The following is a 20,684-nucleotide window of genomic DNA, read 5'->3' as shown; positions in this document are numbered from 1 at the left end:
TTGCCCGCTTCGGCTGTGTTAAAATAAGGAGGCAGACAAGATGGTCAGAGTAGCGGTTGACGTTATGGGCGGCGACAATGCGCCGGGAGAAATCATAAAGGGATGCCTGAAGGCTCTGAGGGAGAGCGCGGAGATACAGCTGTTTCTTGTGGGGCGGGAGGAGGCCATACAGCGGGAGCTTGAGGGAGAGAGCTATGACGCTGTGCGTCTGCATATTGTGAATGCGACAGAGGTGATCGAGACCGGAGAGGCACCGGTGCTCTCGATCAGGAAGAAGAAGGACTCCTCTATTGTGAGAGGCATGAGGCTCGTCCGGGAGCAGGAGGCAGATGCCTTCGTCTCCGCGGGAAGCTCGGGTGCGATTCTTGTCGGAGGACAGCTGATCGTAGGAAGGATTTCGGGTGTGGAGCGCGCACCCTTTGCACCGCTGGTGCCTACAGACAGGGGGGGCGTGACGCTGCTGCTGGATGCGGGGGCCAATGTCGATGCCAGACCGAAGCAGCTCTTACAGTTTGCAAAGATGGGTTCTATCTATATGGAGCATGTTATGGGCATTCCTGCGCCGCGGGTGGCGATTTTAAATATCGGTGTAGAGGAGGAGAAGGGAAATGCACTCGTCAAGGAGACCTTTCCGCTTCTTAAGGCCGCAGAGGGAATCAATTTTACAGGGAGCATTGAGGCCCGGGAGGTCGTTCACGGTGCGGCGGATGTCTGTGTCTGCGAGGCGTTTACCGGAAACATGGTGCTGAAAACCATAGAGGGAACAGCCTCTGCGCTTCTTCACATGATGAAGAACGCGTGTATGTCCAGTACCCGCAGCAAGCTCGGGGCGCTGCTCTTAAAGCCGGCACTGAAGGAGACGCTGCAGAAATTTGATGCGACGAGACACGGCGGTGCTCCGATGCTGGGCCTTCGCGGTTTGGTCGTAAAAGTGCACGGAAATGCAGGGGAAGGAGAGATATGCAATGCCATTTTGCAGTGCCGTACCTTCCATGAAGCTGGGATCAATCACTATATTTCAAAGGAGCTGAATCTTGGAGCTGGAGAAGATCAGGGAGATTGCAGCGGGAGTTCTGGGGCTTCAGACAGAGCTCATCGCGGATGAGACAGATTTTATGGAGGAGCTCGGGGCGGATTCACTGGAGCTCTTCCGCATTGTGATGGAGATTGAGGAGGCATTTGCAGTGGAGCTTCCGACAGAAAAGGCGGAGCAGATTCGTTCTGTTCAGGACGCGGTGAAGGTACTGCGTTCTCTTAAGAATTCCACAGGGAGGGGATATGGAAAATAAATCCGGAAGGAGCTTTAAGGAGAGAGCGCTCGGCGGCGCGGAGCGTGAACAGCTTCAGGAGCTGGAGGAGAGACTGGGATACAGCTTTCGGGACATCAGCCTCTTGAGGCACGCCCTGACACACAGCTCGCTTGCAAATGAGCTGCACGAGGGGCATGAGGGCTCGAATGAGCGGCTGGAATTTCTGGGGGACGCGGTGCTGGAGCTTGTGAGCTCGGAATATTTCTTCCGCACAGAGCCGAAGCTTCCGGAGGGTGATCTGACTAAGCTCCGAGCGAGCTTTGTCTGTGAGCCGGCTCTCGCCTACTGCGCGGAGCAGATTTCTTTAAATGAGTATCTGCTGCTCGGAAAAGGCGAGGAACAGACCGGCGGACGTCAGCGTCCCAGCATCGTGTCCGATGCAATGGAGGCTGTGATCGGCGCAATTTATCTGGATGGCGGATATGATGCGGCCCGCAGCTGCATCAACCGCTTTATTCTGAATGATATTGAGGGAAAACGCTGCTTTTACGATGCAAAGACAATCTTGCAGGAGGAGCTGCAGCGGGACGGAGATGCGGCGCTCTGCTATGTCCTTCTGTCGGAGGAGGGGCCGGATCACCGGAAGCTCTTTACTTCAGCAGTCTGTCTGGATGGAAAAGAGCTCGCGAGGGGCACAGGCGGCAGCAAGAAGCAGGCGGAGCAGAAGGCCGCATATGCGGCACTGAAGGCACTTGGCGCAGTGACGGAAGGATAATGAACGTATGTATTTAAAGAGTATCGAGGTACAGGGCTTCAAATCCTTTGCAAATAAAATACGCTTTGATTTTCAGCACGGCATCACGGGAATTGTCGGGCCGAACGGTTCCGGAAAGTCCAATGTCGGAGACGCAGTCCGCTGGGTTCTGGGAGAGCAGAGTGCAAAGAGCCTTCGCGGCGGCAATATGCAGGACGTCATTTTTGCCGGGACAGAGCTCAGGAAGCCGCAGGGCTTCGCCTATGTTGCGATCACACTGGACAATGCCGACCGCGCGCTGCAGCTCGATTACGACGAGGTCAAGGTGTCGCGCAGGCTGTACCGTTCCGGCGAGAGCGAATATATGCTGAATGGGAGCTTGTGCCGTCTGAAGGATATCAACGAGCTCTTCTTTGACACGGGTATCGGCCAGGAGGGGTATTCGATCATCGGCCAGGGACAGGTGGAGCAGATCCTGAGCGGAAAGGCAGAGGAGAGGAGAGAGCTCTTTGACGAAGCGGCGGGCATCACGAAGTTTCGGAAGAGGAAGGCCCTCGCGGAGCGAAAGCTTGAGAACGAGCAGGCCAACATGCTCCGTGTGAGCGACATTCTCTCTGAGCTGGAGAAGCAGGTGGGACCGCTGAGGCGTCAGTCAGAGACAGCCAGAGAGTATCTCCGATTGAAGGAGGAGCTGAAGCTGCTGGATCTGAATCTCTTCCTGATGGAGAGCGGGAGTCTCCGAGAGGAGCTTCAGGCGCTCTCCGGCCGTGAGGAAATACTCTCGGGAGATGAGGCGGAGACCCGCAGAGCAGAGGAGGCGCTGCGGGCGGAGCACGAGGAACTGGAGGCAGTGCTGAGTGCCCTGGAGGAGAAGCTCCAGGCTGCACAGGATGCGCTGTCCCGTCTTGCGGCGGATGAGGGGGAGCGCAGCGGCAGGATACGTGTGCTCCGGGAGCAGATCAATACCGAGAGAGCCAATGCAGAGCACATCGCGGCGCGGCTTGGCGCGATTCAGGCTGATGAGACGGAGCGGCAGGAGGCTCTCCGGGGCTTTCAGGAGAAGCGGGAGCAGACGGCTGCAGAGAAACTTTCAGCCGGGCGGAATGCAGAGGAGGCGGAGCGGGCGCTCATCTCCTCAGAGGAGGAGATCATGCTGCTGGATCAGAGGATCCGGGAGCTGAAGGACGCTGTACTGGATGCGCTGAATGAGCGGGCGGAGATCTCCGCGCGGAATCAGCGCTATGAGACCTTGCTTGAGCAGGTGCAGCTTCGTTCGTCTGAGGCGGCGCAGAGACTCCTGAAGCTGAAGAGCGAGGATGCAGCTCTGAGTGAGGAGCTCGGTGCGGAGAACCGGAAAAAGGAAGCGCTCCGGATACGCAGAGCGGAGCTTAAGGCAGCGCGGGAAGAGAAGGAAGCGGAGACTGAGAACTGGGAGAGCGAGGTGAGCCGCATTGCCGGACGCCTTAGGGAGGCCCAGTCCCGCTATCAGGCAGACAGCGTGCGGCTCGAGTCTCTCAGAAATCTTGCGGAGCGCTATGACGGCTACGGAAACAGCATACGCCGCGTGATGGAGACACGGGACCGGATCAGGGGTATACACGGCGTTGTGGCGGATCTCATCACAGTGGACAGGAAGTATGAGACCGCGATTGAGACGGCGCTCGGCGGACGCATCCAGAACGTAGTGACGGATTCCGAGGAGACGGCAAAGCATCTCATTGAGCATCTGAAGCGCAACCGTTACGGCAGAGCGACCTTTCTTCCGCTGACCAGCAGCAGAGCCGTGCGGCGCTGGGAGCCGGGAGAAGTGCTGAGGGAGGAGGGGGTCATAGGGATTGCCGCCTCTCTCGTGCGCACGGAGCCCCAGTATGAGGCTCTCGTTCAGAGTCTGCTCGGGCGGGATATTGTCGTGCGTGATATTGACTGCGCAATTGCGATTGAGAGAAAGTATCACTATGCCTACAGGATTGTGACGCCGGAGGGGGAGCTCCTGAATCCGGGCGGCTCCATGTCCGGCGGCGCCTTTAAAAACAGCTCGAATCTTCTGGGACGAAAGCGGGAGATCGAGGAGCTTGAGGGACGGATCGAGAAGCTCTTTCATCAGGCGGAGCGGGATGAGAAGGAGCTTGAAAACGCGCGGGAATCGCTGCGTGCGTCGCGCGAGGCCATCGAGGCGCTGCGCAGTGAGGATCAGAGTGCGATGATAGCCTGGAATACGCAGGAGATGCTCATTCGGAGACTGGCGGAAAAGAAGGGCGAGGTCTCCGGACAGCTGCGTGATCTGGGGGACGAGCGGGGAATGCTCGGACTGAGAACAGAGGAGATCAATGAGAGCCGGGCAGGTGCCCATGCGGATATCGCGGCGCTGGAGGAGCGGCGGGAAGAGATGGAGACACGCATTGCGGAACTCCAGACAGAGCTGGAGGCGAAACGGGCCCAGCGTGAGCAGCTTGCCTCCGCGCTCTCAGAGGCACAGCTTCGCTCCGGAACCGCGGCCCAGAAGGACGGCTTTCTCGAGGAGAATATTCTGCGTGTCTCGGAGGAGCTGAAAAAGCTCTCCTATGAGCGGGAGATGCTCTGCGGAGGAAGCGGAGACAGTGAGAGACGCATTGCTGAGCGAGAGGCGGAGATAGTCACTGAGAGTCATGCGCTGGCTGCACTCGCTGAGAAAAAGACCGCGCTTCAGCTCGAGATACAGAGCGGCAGAGAGAAGAAGGAGGCGCGCGCGGCGGAGCAGAAGCGCTACTTTGACAGACGAAATGAGCTCTCTGAACGGGCTGCGGCGCTGGATCGCGATCTGTTCCGTGTCCGGGCTCAGAAGGAAAAGGCAGGCGAGAAGCTCACAGCACGTGAGAGCTATATACTAGGGGAGTACAATCTGACTGAGGAGGGGGCACGGCAGTTCCGGGATGAGAGCCTCAATCAGGCGGCAACAGTCAGAAAGGAGATAGAGCAGAGAAAATCCGGTATCCGCGCACTCGGCAGTGTTAATGTCAATGCTATAGAGGATTACAGGGTGCTTTCCGAGCGCTATGAGTTTATGAGGACTCAGCACGAGGATCTGAAAAAGGCGGAGGCAGCGCTCCAAAAGGTTATTACAGAGCTGGACCGCGGCATGAGAAAGCAGTTCAGTGAGCAGTTTGACCGGATACGGAAGGAGTTCAATAAGGTCTTTCGCGAGCTCTTTGGCGGCGGTCGGGGAGAGCTGAAGCTCGATGAGGAGGCGGACATTCTGGAGGCCTCAATTGCGATTATCGCGGAACCACCGGGGAAGAAGCTTCAGAATATGATGCAGCTCTCCGGAGGCGAGAAGGCTCTCACAGCGATTTCGCTCCTCTTTGCAATTCAGAATCTGAAGCCGTCCCCATTTGCACTGCTCGATGAGATCGAAGCAGCACTCGATGAGTCGAATGTGGATCGCTATGCGCAGTATCTGAGAAAACTCACGGAGCACACACAGTTTATTGTCATCACACACCGGCGCGGCACCATGGTTGCCGCAGACCGGCTGTACGGCATTACCATGCAGGAGAAGGGAATCTCAACGCTGGTCTCAGTGAATCTCATCGAGGACCAGCTGGATTCCTGATCAGTCTTAAACAGAGGGAGGACGGCAGCTTTGGCGGAGGAAAAGAGGGGCTTTTTCAGCAGACTGGTCGCGGGACTTTCAAAGACCAGAAGTGCAGTCGTCAATGGTCTGGACGATATTTTTAACGGTCCGGGCGAGGTGGACGACGATTTTTATGATGAGCTTGAGGAGATACTGATCACCGGAGATCTCGGTGTGCGTGCGACGGAGGATATACTTGAGGAGCTCAGAGAGCAGGTTAAGACAGAGCATATCCGGGAGCGGGCGGCATGCAGGAAGCTGCTCATTGATACGATCAAAGAGCGCATGGATCTGGGGGATAATGCCTATGCCTTTGAGGAGCAGCAGTCAGTTCTGCTGCTGGTGGGAGTGAACGGCGTCGGAAAGACCACCACTGCGGGCAAGATGGCTGCACAGCTGAAAACAGCGGGAAAGCGTGTGCTGCTGGCAGGAGCAGACACCTTCCGCGCAGCGGCCATTGAGCAGCTGAAGGAGTGGTCGGATCGCGCGGCAGTGGAACTGGTCTCCTCCCGGGCGGGATCAGATCCTGCGGCAGTTGTCTTTGACGCCTGCACAGCGGCGCGGGCCAGAAAGACAGATGTGCTGATCTGCGACACTGCGGGGAGACTGCACAATAAGAAAAATCTCATGGAAGAGCTCAGAAAGATCAACCGCGTGATCGACAGGGAGCTTCCGGGATACTGCCGGGAGACCCTCATCGTTCTGGACGGAACGACGGGACAGAATGCGCTGGAGCAGGCGCGGGAATTCAAGGATGTCTGCGATATCTCAGGTATTATTCTGACAAAGCTTGACGGGAGCGCGAAGGGCGGGATTGCAGTTGCGATTCAGGCAGAGCTCAGGCTACCGGTGAAGTATATTGGTGTCGGCGAGCAGATAGAGGATCTCAGAAAGTTTGATTCCGGCGAGTTTGTGGATGCCTTGTTTACACGGGAGAAACAGGAGGAAGAGCAGAACTGATGGAAGCACTGCAGAATAACATACGCTATTTTCTGAAGTGGACGATTTATTCTATTTTCACCGGACTTGTGATAGGCTCAGTGGGAACTTTTTTTCGAAAAGGCGTTGATTTTGCAACAGTAAACCGGAGCATGCACCCGTGGCTTATTCTCTTTGCTCCTCTTGGCGCAGTTTTTATCGTGGGGCTGACAAAGCTGCTGCACGAGGAGAAAAATGGCGGCACGAATACGGTGATTGATTCCATCACGGAGGGGAAGCATATCACAGTGCGCACTGCGCCGCTTATTTTCTGCGCTACCATCGTCTCGCACATGGTCGGTGCCTCCATCGGCAAGGAGGGGGCTGCGCTCATGGTCGGCGGAAGTCTGGGGGAGCTCTCGTCGAAGCTGTTTCATTTTGATGAGAAGGACAAAAAGATCGCCATCATGTGCGGCATGAGTGCCTGCTTTGCGGCTGTCTTTGGTACCCCGCTGGCCGCGACTATCTTCCCCATGGAGATGATCAGCATAGGTATCATGTATTACGCAGCGCTCATTCCCTGTATTTTTGCCGCTTTTTTCGGCGCAGGAGTCTCGGAGTACTTCGGAAACAGGGGAGAGATATTTCCTGTGCACGAGGTTCCTGTCTTTGACCTTCGCGCGACTGCGTCGGCAGTGCTCTGCGGTATGGTCTGTGCGGCAGTTGCCATCCTGTTCAGTATCGTCCTGTACCGCGGCTTTCGCCATGCAAAGAAGCTGGTGCCAAATCCCTGGCTTCGCGGTATGCTGGGGAGTCTGCTGCTCATTGTGCTGAGCTATCTTAATTATCGCTTCCTGAGTCATGAATTTGAGTTCAACGGCGGCGGCTTTCAGCTGATGGAGAAGGCGTTTGTCGGAGAGGCTCCCTGGTACGCTTTTTTGTTTAAGCTCATCTTTACCTGTGGCTGTATCTGGAGTGGTTTTAAGGGGGGAGAGATCGTCCCGACGCTTTGTATCGGCGCGTGTGTCGGCTGCGCATTCGCAAAGCTTTTGGGACTGGATCCCGCGCTCTATGCAGCCTGCGGCGTGGCGGGACTCTTTGTGGGGATGACGAACTGCCCATTCAGCTCTCTTTTTATGGCCTTTGAGATGTTTGGCTATGCCGGAATGCCCTATTATGCCATGGTGATTGCGGTGAGCTTTACGCTCTCGGGGTACTATGGACTCTATACAAGCCAGAAATTCCCCTATTCCAAAACACGGACTACCTTTATTAATCGCAAGGGTCCCCGGAAATTCTGGGAGGAGAAGCAGTGAGCTCTGTTATATCCGGTTCTGTCAAGTAAAAACACTTGACAGCATTTCTCTCTTTTTATATAATGCGCTTGCAGTGCTAGAATAGTGTGCAAAGCATGGTTGATTTTTGGCTCATGTATCATGATATCCGGAGTGCTTCGCGTGAGAGCCGTATTTTGTGAAGGAGAGACAGCGGGCGGAGATGGGAAGAGAGGAACTGGATCTCATTGTAAACAGAGATCTGCTCTTTGATTTTTATGGAGAGCTCCTGACAGAGCATCAGAAGCGCATTTTTACGGAGGTCGTTTTTGACGATTATTCAATCAGTGAGGTTGCGCGGGATGAGGGCATCAGCCGTCAGGGCGTGTCCGATCTGATCCGGAGGACGCAGGAGCAGCTGGAGAGTTATGAAACAAAGCTCGGACTGGTCGGAAAGTTCAGAAAGCAGCGTCGTCTCGCGCGGGAGATCACGGCGCAGGCGGAGGCCTTTCGGGAGGATGAGCGGACAGAGCGCATTGACAGGATTATAGAGCTTTCCGGCAAGTTGTCCGAGGAAGTATAGCTGAGGTGAATGAATGGCGTTTGAGAGCCTGACTGAAAAATTACAGAAGGTATTCCGGGATCTCCGCGGTAAGGGAAAGCTCACTGAGGCAGATACGAAGGCCGCACTGAAGGAAGTGCGCATGGCGCTTCTCGAGGCGGATGTGAGCTTTAAGGTTGTGAAAAAGCTGATAGCCGGCATACAGGAGAGAGCGGTTGGAGCTGAGGTCATGGAGTCCCTGACTCCAGGGCAGCAGGTCGTAAAGATCGTAAATGAGGAGCTGGTCCGGCTGATGGGCTCTGAGATGACAGCCATCAGCCTGAATTCGAATGCCGAGGTCACGGTCATTATGATGGCGGGGCTGCAGGGCGCAGGAAAGACGACAACTGCGGCGAAGCTCGCCGGAAAGCTGAAGGCGAAGGGGCATCATCCGCTGCTGGCAGCCTGTGATGTCTACAGGCCGGCTGCGGTGGAACAGCTCAGGGTGAACGGCGAGAAGGTCGCTGTACCGGTTTTCTCCATGGGGACGGCACTGAGCCCGGTGGATATTGCAAGAGCGGCGCTTTCTCATGCGAGAGAGAATAGGAACGATATCCTGATCGTCGATACCGCGGGCCGCCTGCAAATTGATGAGAATATGATGGATGAGCTTGCCAGCATCAAGGCAGCGCTCTCCGTAGACTGGACCATACTGGTGGTCGACGCTATGACCGGTCAGGAAGCGGTCAATGTCGCTGCGAGCTTTGAAGAAAAGGTTGGCATCGACGGAGTGATTGTCACAAAGCTCGACGGAGATACCCGGGGCGGTGCGGCACTCTCCATCAAGGCGGTGACAGGAAAGCCCATACTCTATGCGGGAATGGGAGAGAAGCTCTCGGATCTTGAGCAATTCTATCCGGATCGCATGGCCTCGAGAATACTCGGTATGGGAGACATACTCTCCCTCATCGAGAAGGCACAGGCGGAGGTCGATGAGGAACAGGCCCGCAGAATGAGTGAAAAGCTCAGAAAGGCGGAGTTTGATTTCAATGATTTCCTGGAGCAGATGAAGCAGCTCAAAAAGATGGGCGGGCTTGCCGGTATCATGAGCATGATGCCGACACTCGGTCAGGGGACAAAGGGCGCGATGCCGGAGATCGATGAGAGGCAGATGGATCGCGTGGAGGCGATCATACTCTCCATGACGTCGGAGGAGCGCGCAAACCCGGCAATCCTGAACCCCTCGCGAAAGAATCGCATTGCAAGAGGAGCGGGCGTCGAGGTGGCAGAGGTGAATCGTATCGTGAAGCAGTTTAACGAGATGCGAAAGATGATGAAGCAGCTTCCGGGTATGATGAAGGGGAGACGTGGCATGGGCGGTATGGGAGGCCTGTCCGGACTTCTTGGCAAGATGAAGTTCTGAGAAATATATAAATAAGAGTTCCGCGCAGTTCTCTGCGTTGAATATAAAAACAAATCCGAAATACGGAAGAAAGTTCAGGAGGAAAAACAAATGGCAGTTAAGATGAGACTCAGAAGAATGGGAATGAAGAAGGCACCCTTTTACAGAATCGTAGTGGCAGATGAGAGATCTCCCCGCGATGGCAGATTTATCGCTGAGATCGGTTCCTACGATCCGACCAGAGAGCCGAGTGTAATCAAGTTTGAGGAAGAGGAAGCGAAGAAGTGGCTGAAGAACGGTGTACAGCCGACTCCCCGTGTTGCGAAGCTTCTGAAGCTTGCCGGAATCACAGAGTAATCGGGGCACAGGCTTATGAAGGAGCTTGTGGAGGTCATCGCGAAAGCCCTGGTTGATCATCCGGATCAGGTGGCCGTCACCGAGACGGAACGGGAGGACTCTGTTCTGGTGGAGCTCTCTGTAGCTCCGACCGATATGGGAAAGGTTATCGGCAAGTCCGGTAAGATCGCAAAGGCAATTCGTTCTGTAGTCAAGGCTGCCTCTGTTCAGTCCGACAAGAAAGTAATTGTGGAGATAGACTGAGAGGCAGAATATGACAGAAAGCTTCAGAATCGGCGTCATCAGCTCTGTGCATGGCATTCACGGCGAGGCAAAGGTCTTTGTGACCTCTGACAGTCCGGAACGCTTTAAGAGTCTGAAGACAGTGCGGGCCAGGCGCCCGGAGGGAGCAGTGCTGCTCCCGTCAACCAAAACAGATGCGGAGGGAGAGCTCCTTGAGCTCTCTTCTGTTCGTTTTTTCAAGCAGATGGCAATCTGTAAATTTCGGGGCATTGATACGCCTGAGGAGATGAGGAAGTATCAGGGGATGGAGCTCTGGATCTCCCGCAGCGAGGCGATTCCGCTCTCGGAAGGCGAGTTTTATATTGCAGATCTGATCGGCCTTTCTGTTGTGACCGAGGAGGATGAGCTCCTCGGGACCGTGGCGGAAATCTGGCCGACAGGAGCCAATCATGTCATCACAGTCCGCAGAAAAAATGGAGAGGAGCTGCTGCTTCCCTACATTCGCGACTGTGTGAAGGAAATACTACCGGAGGAGGGACTGATCCGTGTCCATCTCATGGAGGGACTGATCTGATGCGCTTTCATATCCTGACTCTCTTTCCCGAGATGATACTTTCGGGGATGGGAACCAGCATTATAGGAAGGGCGCAGCGCGACGGGCTGCTCTCTGTCGAGGCCAGAAATATCCGAGACTACACCACGGAAAAACACGGTCATGTAGACGATTATCCCTATGGCGGAGGAGCCGGTATGCTGATGCAGGCAGATCCGATCCTTCGCTGCTACCGCGCTCTGTCGGAGGAGCTCCAGTGCAGCCCGAGAGTCATTTATACGACGCCGCAGGGAAAGCTCTTCGATCAGGGTGCGGCGAAGGAGCTCGCGAGGGAAGAGGAGCTTGTGATACTCTGCGGGCATTATGAGGGAGTAGATGAGCGGGCGCTTGCGCTTCTTCATGCGGACTGCTACTCGATCGGAGATTATGTTCTGACCGGAGGAGAGCTTCCCGCTATGGTCATGGTGGATGCCATAAGCCGTATGGTTCCGGGAGTTCTATCAAACAGGGAGAGCGGGGAGACGGAGTCCCTTGAGGGTTCGCTTCTCGAGTATCCGCAGTACACGAGACCGGAGGTCTATGAGGGCCTTCGTGTGCCGCCGGTACTGCTCTCAGGGGATCACGGCAGAGTGGATCGCTGGCGCCGGGAGCAGGCCCTTCTCCGGACCAGAGAGCGGAGGCCTGATCTCTTTCGGAGGGTAGAGCTCACAAAGCAGGACAAAAAGTTCCTTCGCAGTCTGGAGGAGCTGGATGGAGAGATATAGACAGAGATGAAATCTGCTTGTGTGTTGCGTCGTCAAACTTTTGTGGTATATTTTGAAGTGGGATGTCTGTTCCGCTGGTTGTTTCCTTGGAAGGAGACTGTCACGGCAATTCCTATGCAAGCTAGGGAGCCTGCGCATCCGGAAAATTTTACGCAGCCTACTGGTATTAATCATCATCTGCTCTGTCTGTTTTCTTCATTTCTACCGGAGGTCTGCGAATTTTTTGAAAAAGCCTTGTATTCTTCTCGGAAAAATGGTAACATATTCAAGCTGTTAAAAAGAGATGTTCCGCTGAGTCCAGGTCGACTTAAGAACGTCGAATGAATTCAGGAGGAAATCAAAATGAAGCAGAATCCGATTTTAGAGAAGATTGAAGCCGAGCAGATCAAAAACCCGGGCGAGTTCAATGTAGGTGACACCGTCAGAGTTTACAATAAGATCAAAGAGGGCAATCGTGAGAGAATCCAGATTTTTGAGGGAACTGTCATGAAGTTTCAGAACGGTGGTCTGAGAAAGACTTTTACCGTCAGAAAGCTCTCCAACGGTATCGGCGTAGAGAAGACCTGGCCGATGAGCTCTCCCTTTGTAGATAAGGTTGAGGTGGTCCGCAAGGGTAAGGTAAGAAGAGCAAAGCTGAACTATCTGAGACAGCGCACCGGTAAGGCCGCGAAGGTTAAGGAAGTCATTCAGTAATCTGTTTTAAGGCAGTGAAATATCAGGGGGACAGGCGTTGGATGCTGTCCTCCTGTTTTTGCTTAACAGGAAATTAAGCTTGGTTTGGAAGGGAGAGCCTGGTGGGAGAGCATTATCAGGATAGCCTGATACAGCATATTGTGCGCTGGATCGTGGAAATTGCTACTGTTATTGCGCTGGCCTGGGTCTGTGTCTATGCTTTTGGCACGCAGACCGTCAACGCAGGGCAGAGTATGCGAACTACACTGGAGGACGGAGATAGGCTGCTGCTTGACAGAGTGACGCCGAAGCTGTTTGGACCGGGGCGTTTTGATGTGGTGCTGTTTCAGAGTCCCTCCGGAAGCGCAGTCAGTATTAAGCGCATCGTGGGTCTTCCGGGAGAGGCAGTGCAGATACAGCATGGAGCTCTCCTGATCAACGGGGAACCGCTTCAGCTGCCGGAGGGGCTTGATGCAGCTGTGTCCATCGCGGGGGAGGCGGAGGAGCCGGTGCTCCTCGGTGAGGACGAATACTTTGTGCTGAGTGACAACAGAGAGGCTGGAGAGGATTCACGCTTTGGAAGTGTAGGCAGCGTTCCCATCGAGGCAATTACAGGAAGGGTGTGGTTCAGGATTGCCCCGCTTGGCAAAATCGGACTGATAAAGTGAGGATGAGATGAATATACAGTGGTATCCCGGACACATGACAAAGGCGAGACGCGCCATGGAGGCGGATGTACGGGCGGTCGATATGATTATTGAGCTGGTGGATGCGCGGGCTCCCATGGCGACCAGAAACCCGGATATCGGTGCTCTGGGCAGAGGAAAAGAGCGCATCATCGTTATGAATAAGGCGGACCTTGCGGAGGATAAGGTGACTGCCGCTTGGTCTGCGGCATTCAGGCGTGAGGGAGTAGAGTGCTTTATGATGGACGCACGCAGCAGAAAGAACCTGAAAAAGCTTTTTGCACTGATTGAGCGAGCCTGTGTGGCAAAGCGGGAGAGAGACAGAAGGCGCGGCATATTAAACCGCCCAGTCCGCGCGATGGTTGCGGGCATTCCGAATGTCGGTAAATCTACGCTGATCAATACCATTGCGGGAAAGAGCTCGGCAAAGACCGGCAACAGGCCGGGAGTGACGCGCGGCAATCAGTGGATACGCCTGAACCAGTCAGTGGAGCTTCTGGACACACCGGGCATACTCTGGCCAAAATTCGAGGATCAGAATGTGGGCGCCATGATTGCATTTCTGGGATCGATCAATGAAATGATTGTGGAACCGACGGAGCTCGCGGCGGAGTTTATACGCTTCTTAAGAGGCAGAGATAAGGCGGAGGGGCTGTATCGGCGCTACGAGCTGTGCGATGAGACGGTCACAGAGTCCGGGCTGATTGCAGCGATCGCCATAAAACGGGGCTGTCTTCTTGCCGGGGGAGAGCCGGACTATGCCAAGGCCTCCGGCATCATTATGAATGAATATCGCGCAGGACTTCTGGGGCGCATCTCCCTGGAGGAACCGGAAGACTATGGCGCGGAAAATGCAGACTGCGGGATAAGCGCGAAGGAAGCTGCGTCAACATCTGAAAATTCGGAGAGAGGGGCATGAGAGAGCTCGGCGGAGAAAAACTGGAAAAAGAGAGGGCGCGTCTTTTTGCCATGCGGGAATATGAGAGAGCGCACGGAGAGCTTGCTGCGGTCTGCGGTATTGATGAGGCAGGAAGGGGGCCGCTCGCAGGTCCTGTGGCTGCCGCAGCTGTGATTCTGCCGCGAGAGTGTGAGATTTTGTATCTCAATGACTCAAAAAGGCTCTCTCCTGCAAGGCGCTCTCTCCTCTTTGATGAGATCCGGGAGAAGGCGGTCGCGTTCGAAATTGGAATGGTTTTGCCGGAACGCATTGACGAGATCAATATTCTTCAGGCGACCTATGAGGCGATGCGGAAGGCGATTGAGGGGCTGTCTGTGCGGCCAGAGCTGCTGTTAAACGATGCGGTCACAATTCCGGGGGTGGACATCCCGCAGCTTCCGATCATAAAGGGAGATGCAAAGAGCGTAAGCATCGCCGCGGCCTCCATACTCGCAAAGGTGGCACGGGACCGCATGATGGAGGAGTATGCGCTGCTTTATCCGGATTACGGTTTTGAGAAGCATAAGGGCTACGGAACCGCACAGCATATTGCGGCGCTCCGGAAATACGGGCCATGCCCGATTCACAGACTAAGCTTTATCTCTCATTTTGTGTGAGTGGGGTGCCCGGGTATGAATCGAAGAGAGATCGGCGCTGTGTACGAGAAGCGGGCTGCGGCATATCTTCAGCAGCAGGGAGTCAGTCTGATTCAGAGAAACTACCGCACGCGGAGCGGAGAGATTGATCTTGTGGGACTGGATGGTGATTACCTTGTGTTTTTTGAGGTGAAGTACCGCGCAGACCGGAGCTTTGGAGATCCGCTCATGGCGGTAGATTTTCACAAACAGAGACAGATCATCCACACGGCGAAGCAGTATCTCTATACACATCGCTGCCGCGCAGATGTGCCGGTCCGCTTTGACTGCATCGGAATCTGCGGAACAGAGATACGCTGGGTAAAGAATGCTTTTTGGGGTACATAAGCAGAGCTGCCGGGAGGAAAATTTAATCGGAGGTATGCAGTGGAGCAGGCAATGAAGGAATACAGAACAGGAGCACTTCGCTACTTCAGCTTTTCCGCGTATGAGGAGCTGGGATTCGTGCGCCACGGCTTTTCCACGCGGGAGGGAGGGGTGAGCGAGGGGTATCTTAAAAGCATGAATTTTTCCTTTGACCGCGGAGACCGCCCGGAGTATGTGCGGGAGAACTATCGCAGGATGGCGGCGGCGATCGCTGTGGAGCCGGATTCCTTTGTCGTGGCGAGACAGACTCACACGACCAATATCCGCATCGTAACGGCGGAGGACAGGGGCGCCGGAGTTCTCCGGGAGAGACCCTACCATGATATAGATGGTCTGATGACAGATGTTCCGGGAATTACGCTTGTCACCTATCATGCGGACTGTATTCCCGTGTACTTTGTGGACCCGGTCCACCGCGCGATCGCTCTGGTGCATGCGGGGTGGAGAGGAACGGTTGAAGGCATACAGCAGCGCGCAGTGGAGCTTATGGGGGAACATTACGGAACCGCAGCGGCGGATCTTATTGTTGGCATTGGTCCCGGAATCTGCAAAGATTGCTACGAGGTCGGAGAGGAGGTTGCAGAGGAGTTTATCTCCTGCTTTGGCGGGGATACGGAGCATATTCTCTCCGCGCCTCATACAAAGGTGGGAGGAACAAGGCACTGGCAGCTCAACCTGAAGGAGGCGAACCGCCGGCGCCTGATGCGCTGCGGTGTACAGGCGGCGCGCATCCATTTGACGGAGCTCTGTACCTGCTGCAGGAGTGAGCTCTTCTTTTCTCACCGCGCAGCCGGTGTGAAGCGAGGGCTGAACGCAGCCTTTCTTGCCATACAGGATACTTCTCAGGATTTACCGCATGACAAGACTCTTTTCAGTAGCTGAAGCTCTCCGTGAGGTTTGATTTCTCAATGAGCCTGCGGTAGAGCGCCGACGAAGCGAGCAGCGTTTCATGTGTGCCGGTGGCCTCTACTTTTCCGGCATTCATCACGACGATCTGATCTGCTTTTTCGATGGACTTCATCCGGTGAGAGACGATGATCACGGTCTTTCCGGCTATCAGGCGGTTCAGCGCGCTCTGAATCTGCATCTCATTTTCTACATCAAGGCTTGCGCTGATCTCGTCCAGCAGAAGGATGGGCGCATTCTTTAAGAGAGCCCGTGCGATGGAGATCCTCTGCCGCTCCCCGCCGGAGAGTCTGCTGCCATTTTCTCCGATTTCCGTGTCATAGCCCTGTGGCAGCTTCAGGATAAATTCCTCGCAGTTGGCGAGGCGTGCGGCCCCCCGTACCTCCTCATCATCCGCATCGGCGCGTCCCATGCGGATATTGTCCATGACAGAGCTGTTAAACAGAATCACATCCTGAAATACGAAGGAGACATTCTCAAAGAGGGAGGTCGTGGAGATGTGGCGGATGTCCTTTCCGTCGATCAGGATTTTTCCACTTTGGTAGTCCAGGAGCCGGGAAATGAGTCTCAGCAGCGTGGATTTTCCGCAGCCGGAGGGCCCGACAATTGCGGTGACCTCGCCCTGTCTTGCAGTGAAGCAGGCTCGGTCTACAACTTTCCCGCTGTTCTCATAGGAAAATTCAACATCCCGGAGCTCAATATCAAAGTGCTCCAGTGCAACGTCCTCGCCCTGCTGTGTCTCTGTATTTCTCAGCTCATTGATGCGCTGTACTCTTGCATTCAGGTAGAGAAGCTCCGCGAAGGTCTCCTCCATGGCACTGACTGCATCCACAAGACGCACAGAGGCGAGAAGAAAACCGATGACGTAGATCAGTTGCACTGCATTTTGGTGTAGCAGGCAGGCAGAAACAAGTGCGACAACTCCGAGATTCAGCTTCATTACCGCAGTGGAGAGCAGAATCGGTATGGCCTGTACCATCTCAGCGCGGAGCCGCAGCTTCTCAGAGTCGTCCAGCGCGTCAGAGAGCTGACGGAAATTTTCTTCCTCAATGCCGCAGCTTCGTATCTCTCTGTGCAGTTCTATGGTCTCCTGAAAGGCCTCTGTGGTCTCTCTGCTTCGCCAGAAGTATCTGGCAGTCCAGTTTTTCTGCATGTTTTTGGAGAGTAGAAGCAGAAGAAGGGCCAGGATTGGAGCTAATATGACGGCGAGGCCAAGACGTGGCTCGGAAATCAGAAGGAGTATGCCGATCACGAGCAGAAAAGCGCCGTAGGCGATGCAGCGCGGCATGGCGTGGCTCATGGCATGTTCAATATCGGTTACATCCTGCATAATAGTCTGCGCGAGGTCGCTCAGATCATGCCGCGAAAAGTAGGAGAGCGGAAGCTCCTGAATACGTTCGGCAATTTCCAGCCGGAGTTCCCGGGCCTCCTGATAGGTCGCGTTAAAGGTTTTTACGTACTCCCGGTCAATAATCAGAAAGAGGACGGCAAGCGCAGCGATGATGATGAGCAGATAGTGCAGGGCAGGCTTTTGAATGTCCCGAAGCACATTGTCTCCGTAGTACATGGCAATCATCATCAGCGCCATATAGCCGACGTTTACGAAAAAAGACAGCACTGCGGCCTGCTGCACCGCTCCGGCGCCCTGTTCCGTGAGGCCGAACTTTTCTTTCAGAAAGCGTTTCATTATTTCACCCCCCATTCGTTGGCGCGCATGAACATTTCCTGCATTCCTTTATAGACGGAATCAAGCTGCATAAGCTCCTTATGGCTGCCGCGCTCAATGACCTGTCCCTGTTTCATGACAAGAATTTCATCAACATTTTTGATGGAGCTGAGACGATGGGCAATCATAATGACTGTCTTCCCTCTCATAAGATTTGACAGTGCCCGCTGAAGCTCATATTCATTTTCCGGATCTGCTGCAGCGGATGCCTCATCAAGTATTATGATTTTGGCATCCTTTAAGATCGCTCTTGCAATTGCGATTCTCTGCACCTCTCCGCCGGAGAGATGCACCCCCTCTGCGCCGATCAGAGTGTTTTCACGGTCCTTGAATTTATCCAGTATCTCATCGCATTGCGCGAGATGCAGCGCCCTCATTACCTCTTCACGGTTGGCGGATCTTCTTCCCAGCAGAACATTTTCATAGATGCTTCTCTTAAAAAGCTTTGCATCCTGAAACACATTCGCGATGTTTCTGGAGAGCGCCCGCTCACTGTATTCGCTGAGCGCATGCCCGCCCACCAGAATCTGTCCGCTGTCCAGACAATAAAAGCCGGAGATCAGCTTTGCAAACGTCGATTTTCCGGAGCCAGAGCCTCCAACGAGGGCATAGCTGCGTCCGGCGGGAAGGAAGAGGGAGAGCTTCTCTATGATGGGTTCACTGTCATATCCGAAGCTTACGTCGCGAAACTCAATATCGGGAGAATCCATTGTCTCGAGCTCTCCGGCAGAGAGCCTGCGCTCTGTCATCTCTGTAAAGAGCGTCTCGATATTTTTGATGGAGGATGAGGCCTGAAATACGTACATGCCTACGTACATAACCTTCATAAGAGCAATGAAGAGTACACCGCCAAAGAGCACGTAGAACATGAATTTTGTGAGATACAGCCGCGGCTCAGCTGCATTCATATAACCAAAAAACAGAGCGACGAGAAAAACGGAATTGAAGAACAGCTGAAAGAGGACATACCATCCGCGGCAGCTCATGCTGTACTTCAGAGCGAGATCTGAGTACGCGACTATGGACTGATAGAAGTCCTTCATGGCGCGGACATTGGTTCTGAATATCTTCATCACCTGTATGCCGCGCACATATTCCACTGCGCCGGAATTCATTTTTTCTGAGGCCTTCATATAAGCTTCCATAAAGCTCTGTTCCCCCATCATGCGATGGATAAAAAATATTCCGGAGAAGAGACTCACCGTAAACAGCAGCCCCAGCCGGTAGTCGATATAGAAGCAGAGCGGTATTCCCAGCAGAGGTGTGAAGAGGGCAGTTGTGAGATCGGGGATCAGATGCGCGACGCTCACATGTGTCAGCGCAGTGTTGTCGTCAATGATTTTTCGTATTCTTCCGGACTCGTTTCTGTCGTAGAAGCTGAAGGAGGCCCGCATCAGATGACGGAGGCCCTGTTTTTTCAGATTGGTCTCCAGGCGAAAGGCCAGAATATGTGTTGCGATGAGTGATGCAAAGTAGAGGAACAGGGACGCGGTGAGGAGCAGTACCATGTGCAGGGCGAGCGGTACGGTTAGGAAAAGCTTCTTTACTGACAGCAGATCCTCAAGAAACAGGTATAGATAGTAGTAGGCGCTTATGGTAAGTGTGGCTGACAGAAGTGCCAGAAGCATGCCGGCCCAGCCAAATCCGATGCGCTCCGGCGCATATTGCTTCAGTTTTTTATAGATCATTGGCTCTCCCTTCTTTCGTATGAGGATAGTTATTAGTTATAACTAACTAATTTTTATCATAGCACCGCACAGGAGAGATGACAAGAGCGGAAAATTTTCTGTTGAACAAAAAGAAAGAGCCATCGCATGCGATGGCTCCTGAAGCAGCAAAGGGGTTATTCGATCACAGATCCGTAATACTCGTAATCATCATTCTGAAGATTTTTCATGAAGTCCTGAATTTTCTGTGTGGAAGCCTCTCTGTCCTCGGAGGAGGCGTCACAGTTCAGGCTGTGGATAATATAGGCGAGATATCCGCTCATATCTGCCTCCAGGTACCAGGGCTCATTGAGAAGCTCCGGACGGCGATAGTTCAGATTTGTGGTGCAGACATAATCGATGATGCCCGCCTCGTACTTCTCACGGAAGGAATCAAGACCGTTGGTGAAGAGGCCGAAGGTCGCGCAGATAATGACGCGCTTGCAGCCGCGCTCCTTTAAGCTTCGGGCAGTATCCATCATGCTCTCGCCGGAGGAGATCATGTCGTCCATGATCATGACGTCCTTGTCCTTTACACTGGCGCCGAGGAATTCATGTGCCACAATGGGGTTTCTGCCGTTAATCACCTTGGAATAGTCGCGTCGCTTATAGAACATACCGATGTCAACGCCGAGTATATTTGCCACGTAGATCGCGCGATCCATGGCGCCCTCATCAGGGCTGATGATCATCAGATGGTCCTTGTCGATCTGAAGATTGGGGATGTTCTTAAAGCAGGTCTTGATGAACTGATAGGTCGGCATGAAATTGTCAAAGCCGGTAAAGGGGGTGGCATTCTGTACGCGCGGATCGTGCGCGTCAAAGGTGATGAAGTTGCTGATGCCCATATTTTCAAGCTCCGTCAGCATATAGGCGCAGTCGAGAGATTCTCTCTTGGTCCTGCGGTGCTGTCTGCCCTCGTAGAGAAAGGGCATGATAACACTGATGCGGTGTGCTGCGGCGCCGCCCGCGGCAATGATGCGCTTCAGATCCTGAAAATGATCATCCGGGGACATATGATTCAGGTCTCCGTCTACCTTATAAGTGAGGGAATAGTTTGTGACATCTACCATAACATAGAGATCGCTGCCGCGGACGGATTCATTGATGATTCCCTTCCCCTCGCCGGTGCCGAAGCGCGGGCAGTTGATATCCAGAAGATAGGAATCCGCGTCATACCCACGGTAGTGCAGGCTCTTGGCGCGCTCCTCTGTGCGCTCGGGATTTGCAGAGCGCAGATGGATGAGGTGTTCGTTGACTTTTTCCGCGAGCTCTCTGCAGCTCTCGAGCGCGGCGATTTTTAACGGCGCCACCGGGAGCCGGTTTTGTGTATGGTCAATGTTCTGCATAGCTGTTCTCCTTCAAAGATGTCTGGTTTTACCAA

Annotated in this window: 22 protein-coding genes; 19 read left to right on the top strand and 3 right to left on the bottom strand. The window is 54.2% G+C overall.

Annotation, left to right across the window (positions count from 1 at the left end; translation table 11 throughout):
- The first annotated feature begins 40 nt into the window (after positions 1 to 40).
- From plsX to pgeF, 19 genes are all read left to right on the top strand, one after another.
- Complete coding sequence (gene plsX / locus J2S20_RS05255) at positions 41 to 1,105, top strand: phosphate acyltransferase PlsX (RefSeq protein ID WP_106611934.1); 1,065 nt, start codon at positions 41 to 43, stop codon at positions 1,103 to 1,105.
- Positions 1,035 to 1,289, top strand: coding sequence for an acyl carrier protein (locus tag J2S20_RS05250; RefSeq protein WP_106611933.1), 255 nt, complete (start codon positions 1,035 to 1,037; stop codon positions 1,287 to 1,289). The genes plsX and J2S20_RS05250 overlap by 71 nt, the downstream gene beginning before the upstream one ends.
- Positions 1,279 to 2,025, top strand: a complete 747-nt coding sequence (rnc, locus tag J2S20_RS05245) for a ribonuclease III (protein ID WP_106611932.1) — start codon at positions 1,279 to 1,281, stop codon at positions 2,023 to 2,025. Before J2S20_RS05250 ends, rnc begins: the two co-directional genes overlap by 11 nt.
- Positions 2,026 to 2,032: 7 nt before the next feature.
- Positions 2,033 to 5,593 (top strand): chromosome segregation protein SMC, encoded by a 3,561-nt coding sequence (gene smc, locus J2S20_RS05240; protein WP_106611931.1) that lies wholly within the window; start codon positions 2,033 to 2,035, stop codon positions 5,591 to 5,593.
- A gap of 30 nt (positions 5,594 to 5,623) precedes the next feature.
- Positions 5,624 to 6,574: a signal recognition particle-docking protein FtsY gene (gene ftsY, locus J2S20_RS05235; RefSeq protein WP_106611930.1), complete on the top strand. Its 951-nt coding sequence runs from the start codon at positions 5,624 to 5,626 to the stop codon at positions 6,572 to 6,574.
- Positions 6,574 to 7,848: a chloride channel protein gene (locus tag J2S20_RS05230; RefSeq protein WP_106611929.1), complete on the top strand. Its 1,275-nt coding sequence runs from the start codon at positions 6,574 to 6,576 to the stop codon at positions 7,846 to 7,848. Before ftsY ends, J2S20_RS05230 begins: the two co-directional genes overlap by 1 nt.
- 181 nt (positions 7,849 to 8,029) lie before the next feature.
- A complete protein-coding gene (ylxM, locus tag J2S20_RS05225) occupies positions 8,030 to 8,389 on the top strand; it encodes a YlxM family DNA-binding protein (RefSeq protein ID WP_416388994.1) in 360 nt (119 codons plus the stop codon).
- Positions 8,390 to 8,402: 13 nt separating this feature from the next.
- Positions 8,403 to 9,770, top strand: coding sequence for a signal recognition particle protein (ffh, locus tag J2S20_RS05220; RefSeq protein WP_106611928.1), 1,368 nt, complete (start codon positions 8,403 to 8,405; stop codon positions 9,768 to 9,770).
- A gap of 90 nt (positions 9,771 to 9,860) precedes the next feature.
- Positions 9,861 to 10,106 carry a 30S ribosomal protein S16 gene (gene rpsP / locus J2S20_RS05215; protein ID WP_106611927.1) on the top strand — a complete coding sequence of 82 codons (246 nt, stop codon included), beginning with the start codon at positions 9,861 to 9,863 and terminating at the stop codon, positions 10,104 to 10,106.
- Between the two features lie 15 nt (positions 10,107 to 10,121).
- A complete protein-coding gene (locus J2S20_RS05210) occupies positions 10,122 to 10,349 on the top strand; it encodes a KH domain-containing protein (RefSeq protein WP_106611926.1) in 228 nt (75 codons plus the stop codon).
- 10 nt (positions 10,350 to 10,359) lie between these two features.
- Entirely contained in the window at positions 10,360 to 10,902 is a 543-nt protein-coding gene (gene rimM, locus J2S20_RS05205; RefSeq protein ID WP_106611925.1) for a ribosome maturation factor RimM, read from the top strand.
- Entirely contained in the window at positions 10,902 to 11,645 is a 744-nt protein-coding gene (gene trmD / locus J2S20_RS05200; RefSeq protein ID WP_106611924.1) for a tRNA (guanosine(37)-N1)-methyltransferase TrmD, read from the top strand. The genes rimM and trmD overlap by 1 nt, the downstream gene beginning before the upstream one ends.
- A gap of 6 nt (positions 11,646 to 11,651) precedes the next feature.
- Positions 11,652 to 11,969: a hypothetical protein gene (locus J2S20_RS05195; protein ID WP_242933970.1), complete on the top strand. Its 318-nt coding sequence runs from the start codon at positions 11,652 to 11,654 to the stop codon at positions 11,967 to 11,969.
- Between the two features lie 18 nt (positions 11,970 to 11,987).
- Positions 11,988 to 12,338, top strand: coding sequence for a 50S ribosomal protein L19 (gene rplS / locus J2S20_RS05190; protein WP_106611923.1), 351 nt, complete (start codon positions 11,988 to 11,990; stop codon positions 12,336 to 12,338).
- A gap of 101 nt (positions 12,339 to 12,439) precedes the next feature.
- The gene (gene lepB, locus J2S20_RS05185; RefSeq protein ID WP_211292180.1) at positions 12,440 to 12,985 is read left to right on the top strand and encodes a signal peptidase I; all 546 of its coding nucleotides are present in this window, start codon (positions 12,440 to 12,442) and stop codon (positions 12,983 to 12,985) included.
- Positions 12,986 to 12,992: 7 nt separating this feature from the next.
- Complete coding sequence (gene ylqF / locus J2S20_RS05180; protein ID WP_106611921.1) at positions 12,993 to 13,922, top strand: ribosome biogenesis GTPase YlqF; 930 nt, start codon at positions 12,993 to 12,995, stop codon at positions 13,920 to 13,922.
- Positions 13,919 to 14,557 carry a ribonuclease HII gene (locus J2S20_RS05175; RefSeq protein ID WP_106611920.1) on the top strand — a complete coding sequence of 213 codons (639 nt, stop codon included), beginning with the start codon at positions 13,919 to 13,921 and terminating at the stop codon, positions 14,555 to 14,557. The genes ylqF and J2S20_RS05175 overlap by 4 nt, the downstream gene beginning before the upstream one ends.
- A gap of 15 nt (positions 14,558 to 14,572) precedes the next feature.
- Positions 14,573 to 14,923: a YraN family protein gene (locus tag J2S20_RS05170; protein ID WP_106611919.1), complete on the top strand. Its 351-nt coding sequence runs from the start codon at positions 14,573 to 14,575 to the stop codon at positions 14,921 to 14,923.
- Between the two features lie 39 nt (positions 14,924 to 14,962).
- Positions 14,963 to 15,844, top strand: a complete 882-nt coding sequence (gene pgeF / locus J2S20_RS05165) for a peptidoglycan editing factor PgeF (protein WP_307253964.1) — start codon at positions 14,963 to 14,965, stop codon at positions 15,842 to 15,844.
- Here the strand turns inward: pgeF and J2S20_RS05160 are convergent.
- From J2S20_RS05160 to J2S20_RS05150, 3 genes are all read right to left on the bottom strand, one after another.
- The gene (locus J2S20_RS05160; RefSeq protein WP_307253963.1) at positions 15,834 to 17,555 is read right to left on the bottom strand and encodes an ABC transporter ATP-binding protein; all 1,722 of its coding nucleotides are present in this window, start codon (positions 17,553 to 17,555) and stop codon (positions 15,834 to 15,836) included. The genes pgeF and J2S20_RS05160 overlap by 11 nt on opposite strands.
- Positions 17,555 to 19,282, bottom strand: coding sequence for an ABC transporter ATP-binding protein (locus J2S20_RS05155; RefSeq protein ID WP_307253960.1), 1,728 nt, complete (start codon positions 19,280 to 19,282; stop codon positions 17,555 to 17,557). The genes J2S20_RS05160 and J2S20_RS05155 overlap by 1 nt, the downstream gene beginning before the upstream one ends.
- Positions 19,283 to 19,437: 155 nt before the next feature.
- A complete protein-coding gene (locus tag J2S20_RS05150; RefSeq protein WP_106611916.1) occupies positions 19,438 to 20,649 on the bottom strand; it encodes a ribose-phosphate pyrophosphokinase in 1,212 nt (403 codons plus the stop codon).
- Between the last annotated feature and the right edge of the window lie 35 nt (positions 20,650 to 20,684).

It is taken from the genome of Moryella indoligenes, from assembly GCF_030812885.1.
GTDB lineage: Bacteria > Bacillota > Clostridia > Lachnospirales > Lachnospiraceae > Moryella > Moryella indoligenes.
Note: the sequence above shows the minus strand (reverse complement) of the source record. Positions and strands in the feature narration are given on the sequence as shown.

Coding starts and splice junctions, on each gene's coding strand:
- plsX (WP_106611934.1), top strand. CDS start 41: ATGGTCAGAGTAGCGGTTGACGTTATGGGCGGCGACAATGCGCCGGGA.
- rnc (WP_106611932.1), top strand. CDS start 1,279: ATGGAAAATAAATCCGGAAGGAGCTTTAAGGAGAGAGCGCTCGGCGGC.
- smc (WP_106611931.1), top strand. CDS start 2,033: ATGTATTTAAAGAGTATCGAGGTACAGGGCTTCAAATCCTTTGCAAAT.
- J2S20_RS05230 (WP_106611929.1), top strand. CDS start 6,574: ATGGAAGCACTGCAGAATAACATACGCTATTTTCTGAAGTGGACGATT.
- ylxM (WP_416388994.1), top strand. CDS start 8,030: ATGGGAAGAGAGGAACTGGATCTCATTGTAAACAGAGATCTGCTCTTT.
- ffh (WP_106611928.1), top strand. CDS start 8,403: ATGGCGTTTGAGAGCCTGACTGAAAAATTACAGAAGGTATTCCGGGAT.
- rpsP (WP_106611927.1), top strand. CDS start 9,861: ATGGCAGTTAAGATGAGACTCAGAAGAATGGGAATGAAGAAGGCACCC.
- J2S20_RS05210 (WP_106611926.1), top strand. CDS start 10,122: ATGAAGGAGCTTGTGGAGGTCATCGCGAAAGCCCTGGTTGATCATCCG.
- rimM (WP_106611925.1), top strand. CDS start 10,360: ATGACAGAAAGCTTCAGAATCGGCGTCATCAGCTCTGTGCATGGCATT.
- trmD (WP_106611924.1), top strand. CDS start 10,902: ATGCGCTTTCATATCCTGACTCTCTTTCCCGAGATGATACTTTCGGGG.
- J2S20_RS05195 (WP_242933970.1), top strand. CDS start 11,652: ATGAAATCTGCTTGTGTGTTGCGTCGTCAAACTTTTGTGGTATATTTT.
- rplS (WP_106611923.1), top strand. CDS start 11,988: ATGAAGCAGAATCCGATTTTAGAGAAGATTGAAGCCGAGCAGATCAAA.
- ylqF (WP_106611921.1), top strand. CDS start 12,993: ATGAATATACAGTGGTATCCCGGACACATGACAAAGGCGAGACGCGCC.
- J2S20_RS05175 (WP_106611920.1), top strand. CDS start 13,919: ATGAGAGAGCTCGGCGGAGAAAAACTGGAAAAAGAGAGGGCGCGTCTT.
- J2S20_RS05170 (WP_106611919.1), top strand. CDS start 14,573: ATGAATCGAAGAGAGATCGGCGCTGTGTACGAGAAGCGGGCTGCGGCA.
- J2S20_RS05160 (WP_307253963.1), bottom strand. CDS start 17,555: ATGAAACGCTTTCTGAAAGAAAAGTTCGGCCTCACGGAACAGGGCGCC.
- J2S20_RS05155 (WP_307253960.1), bottom strand. CDS start 19,282: ATGATCTATAAAAAACTGAAGCAATATGCGCCGGAGCGCATCGGATTT.
- J2S20_RS05150 (WP_106611916.1), bottom strand. CDS start 20,649: ATGCAGAACATTGACCATACACAAAACCGGCTCCCGGTGGCGCCGTTA.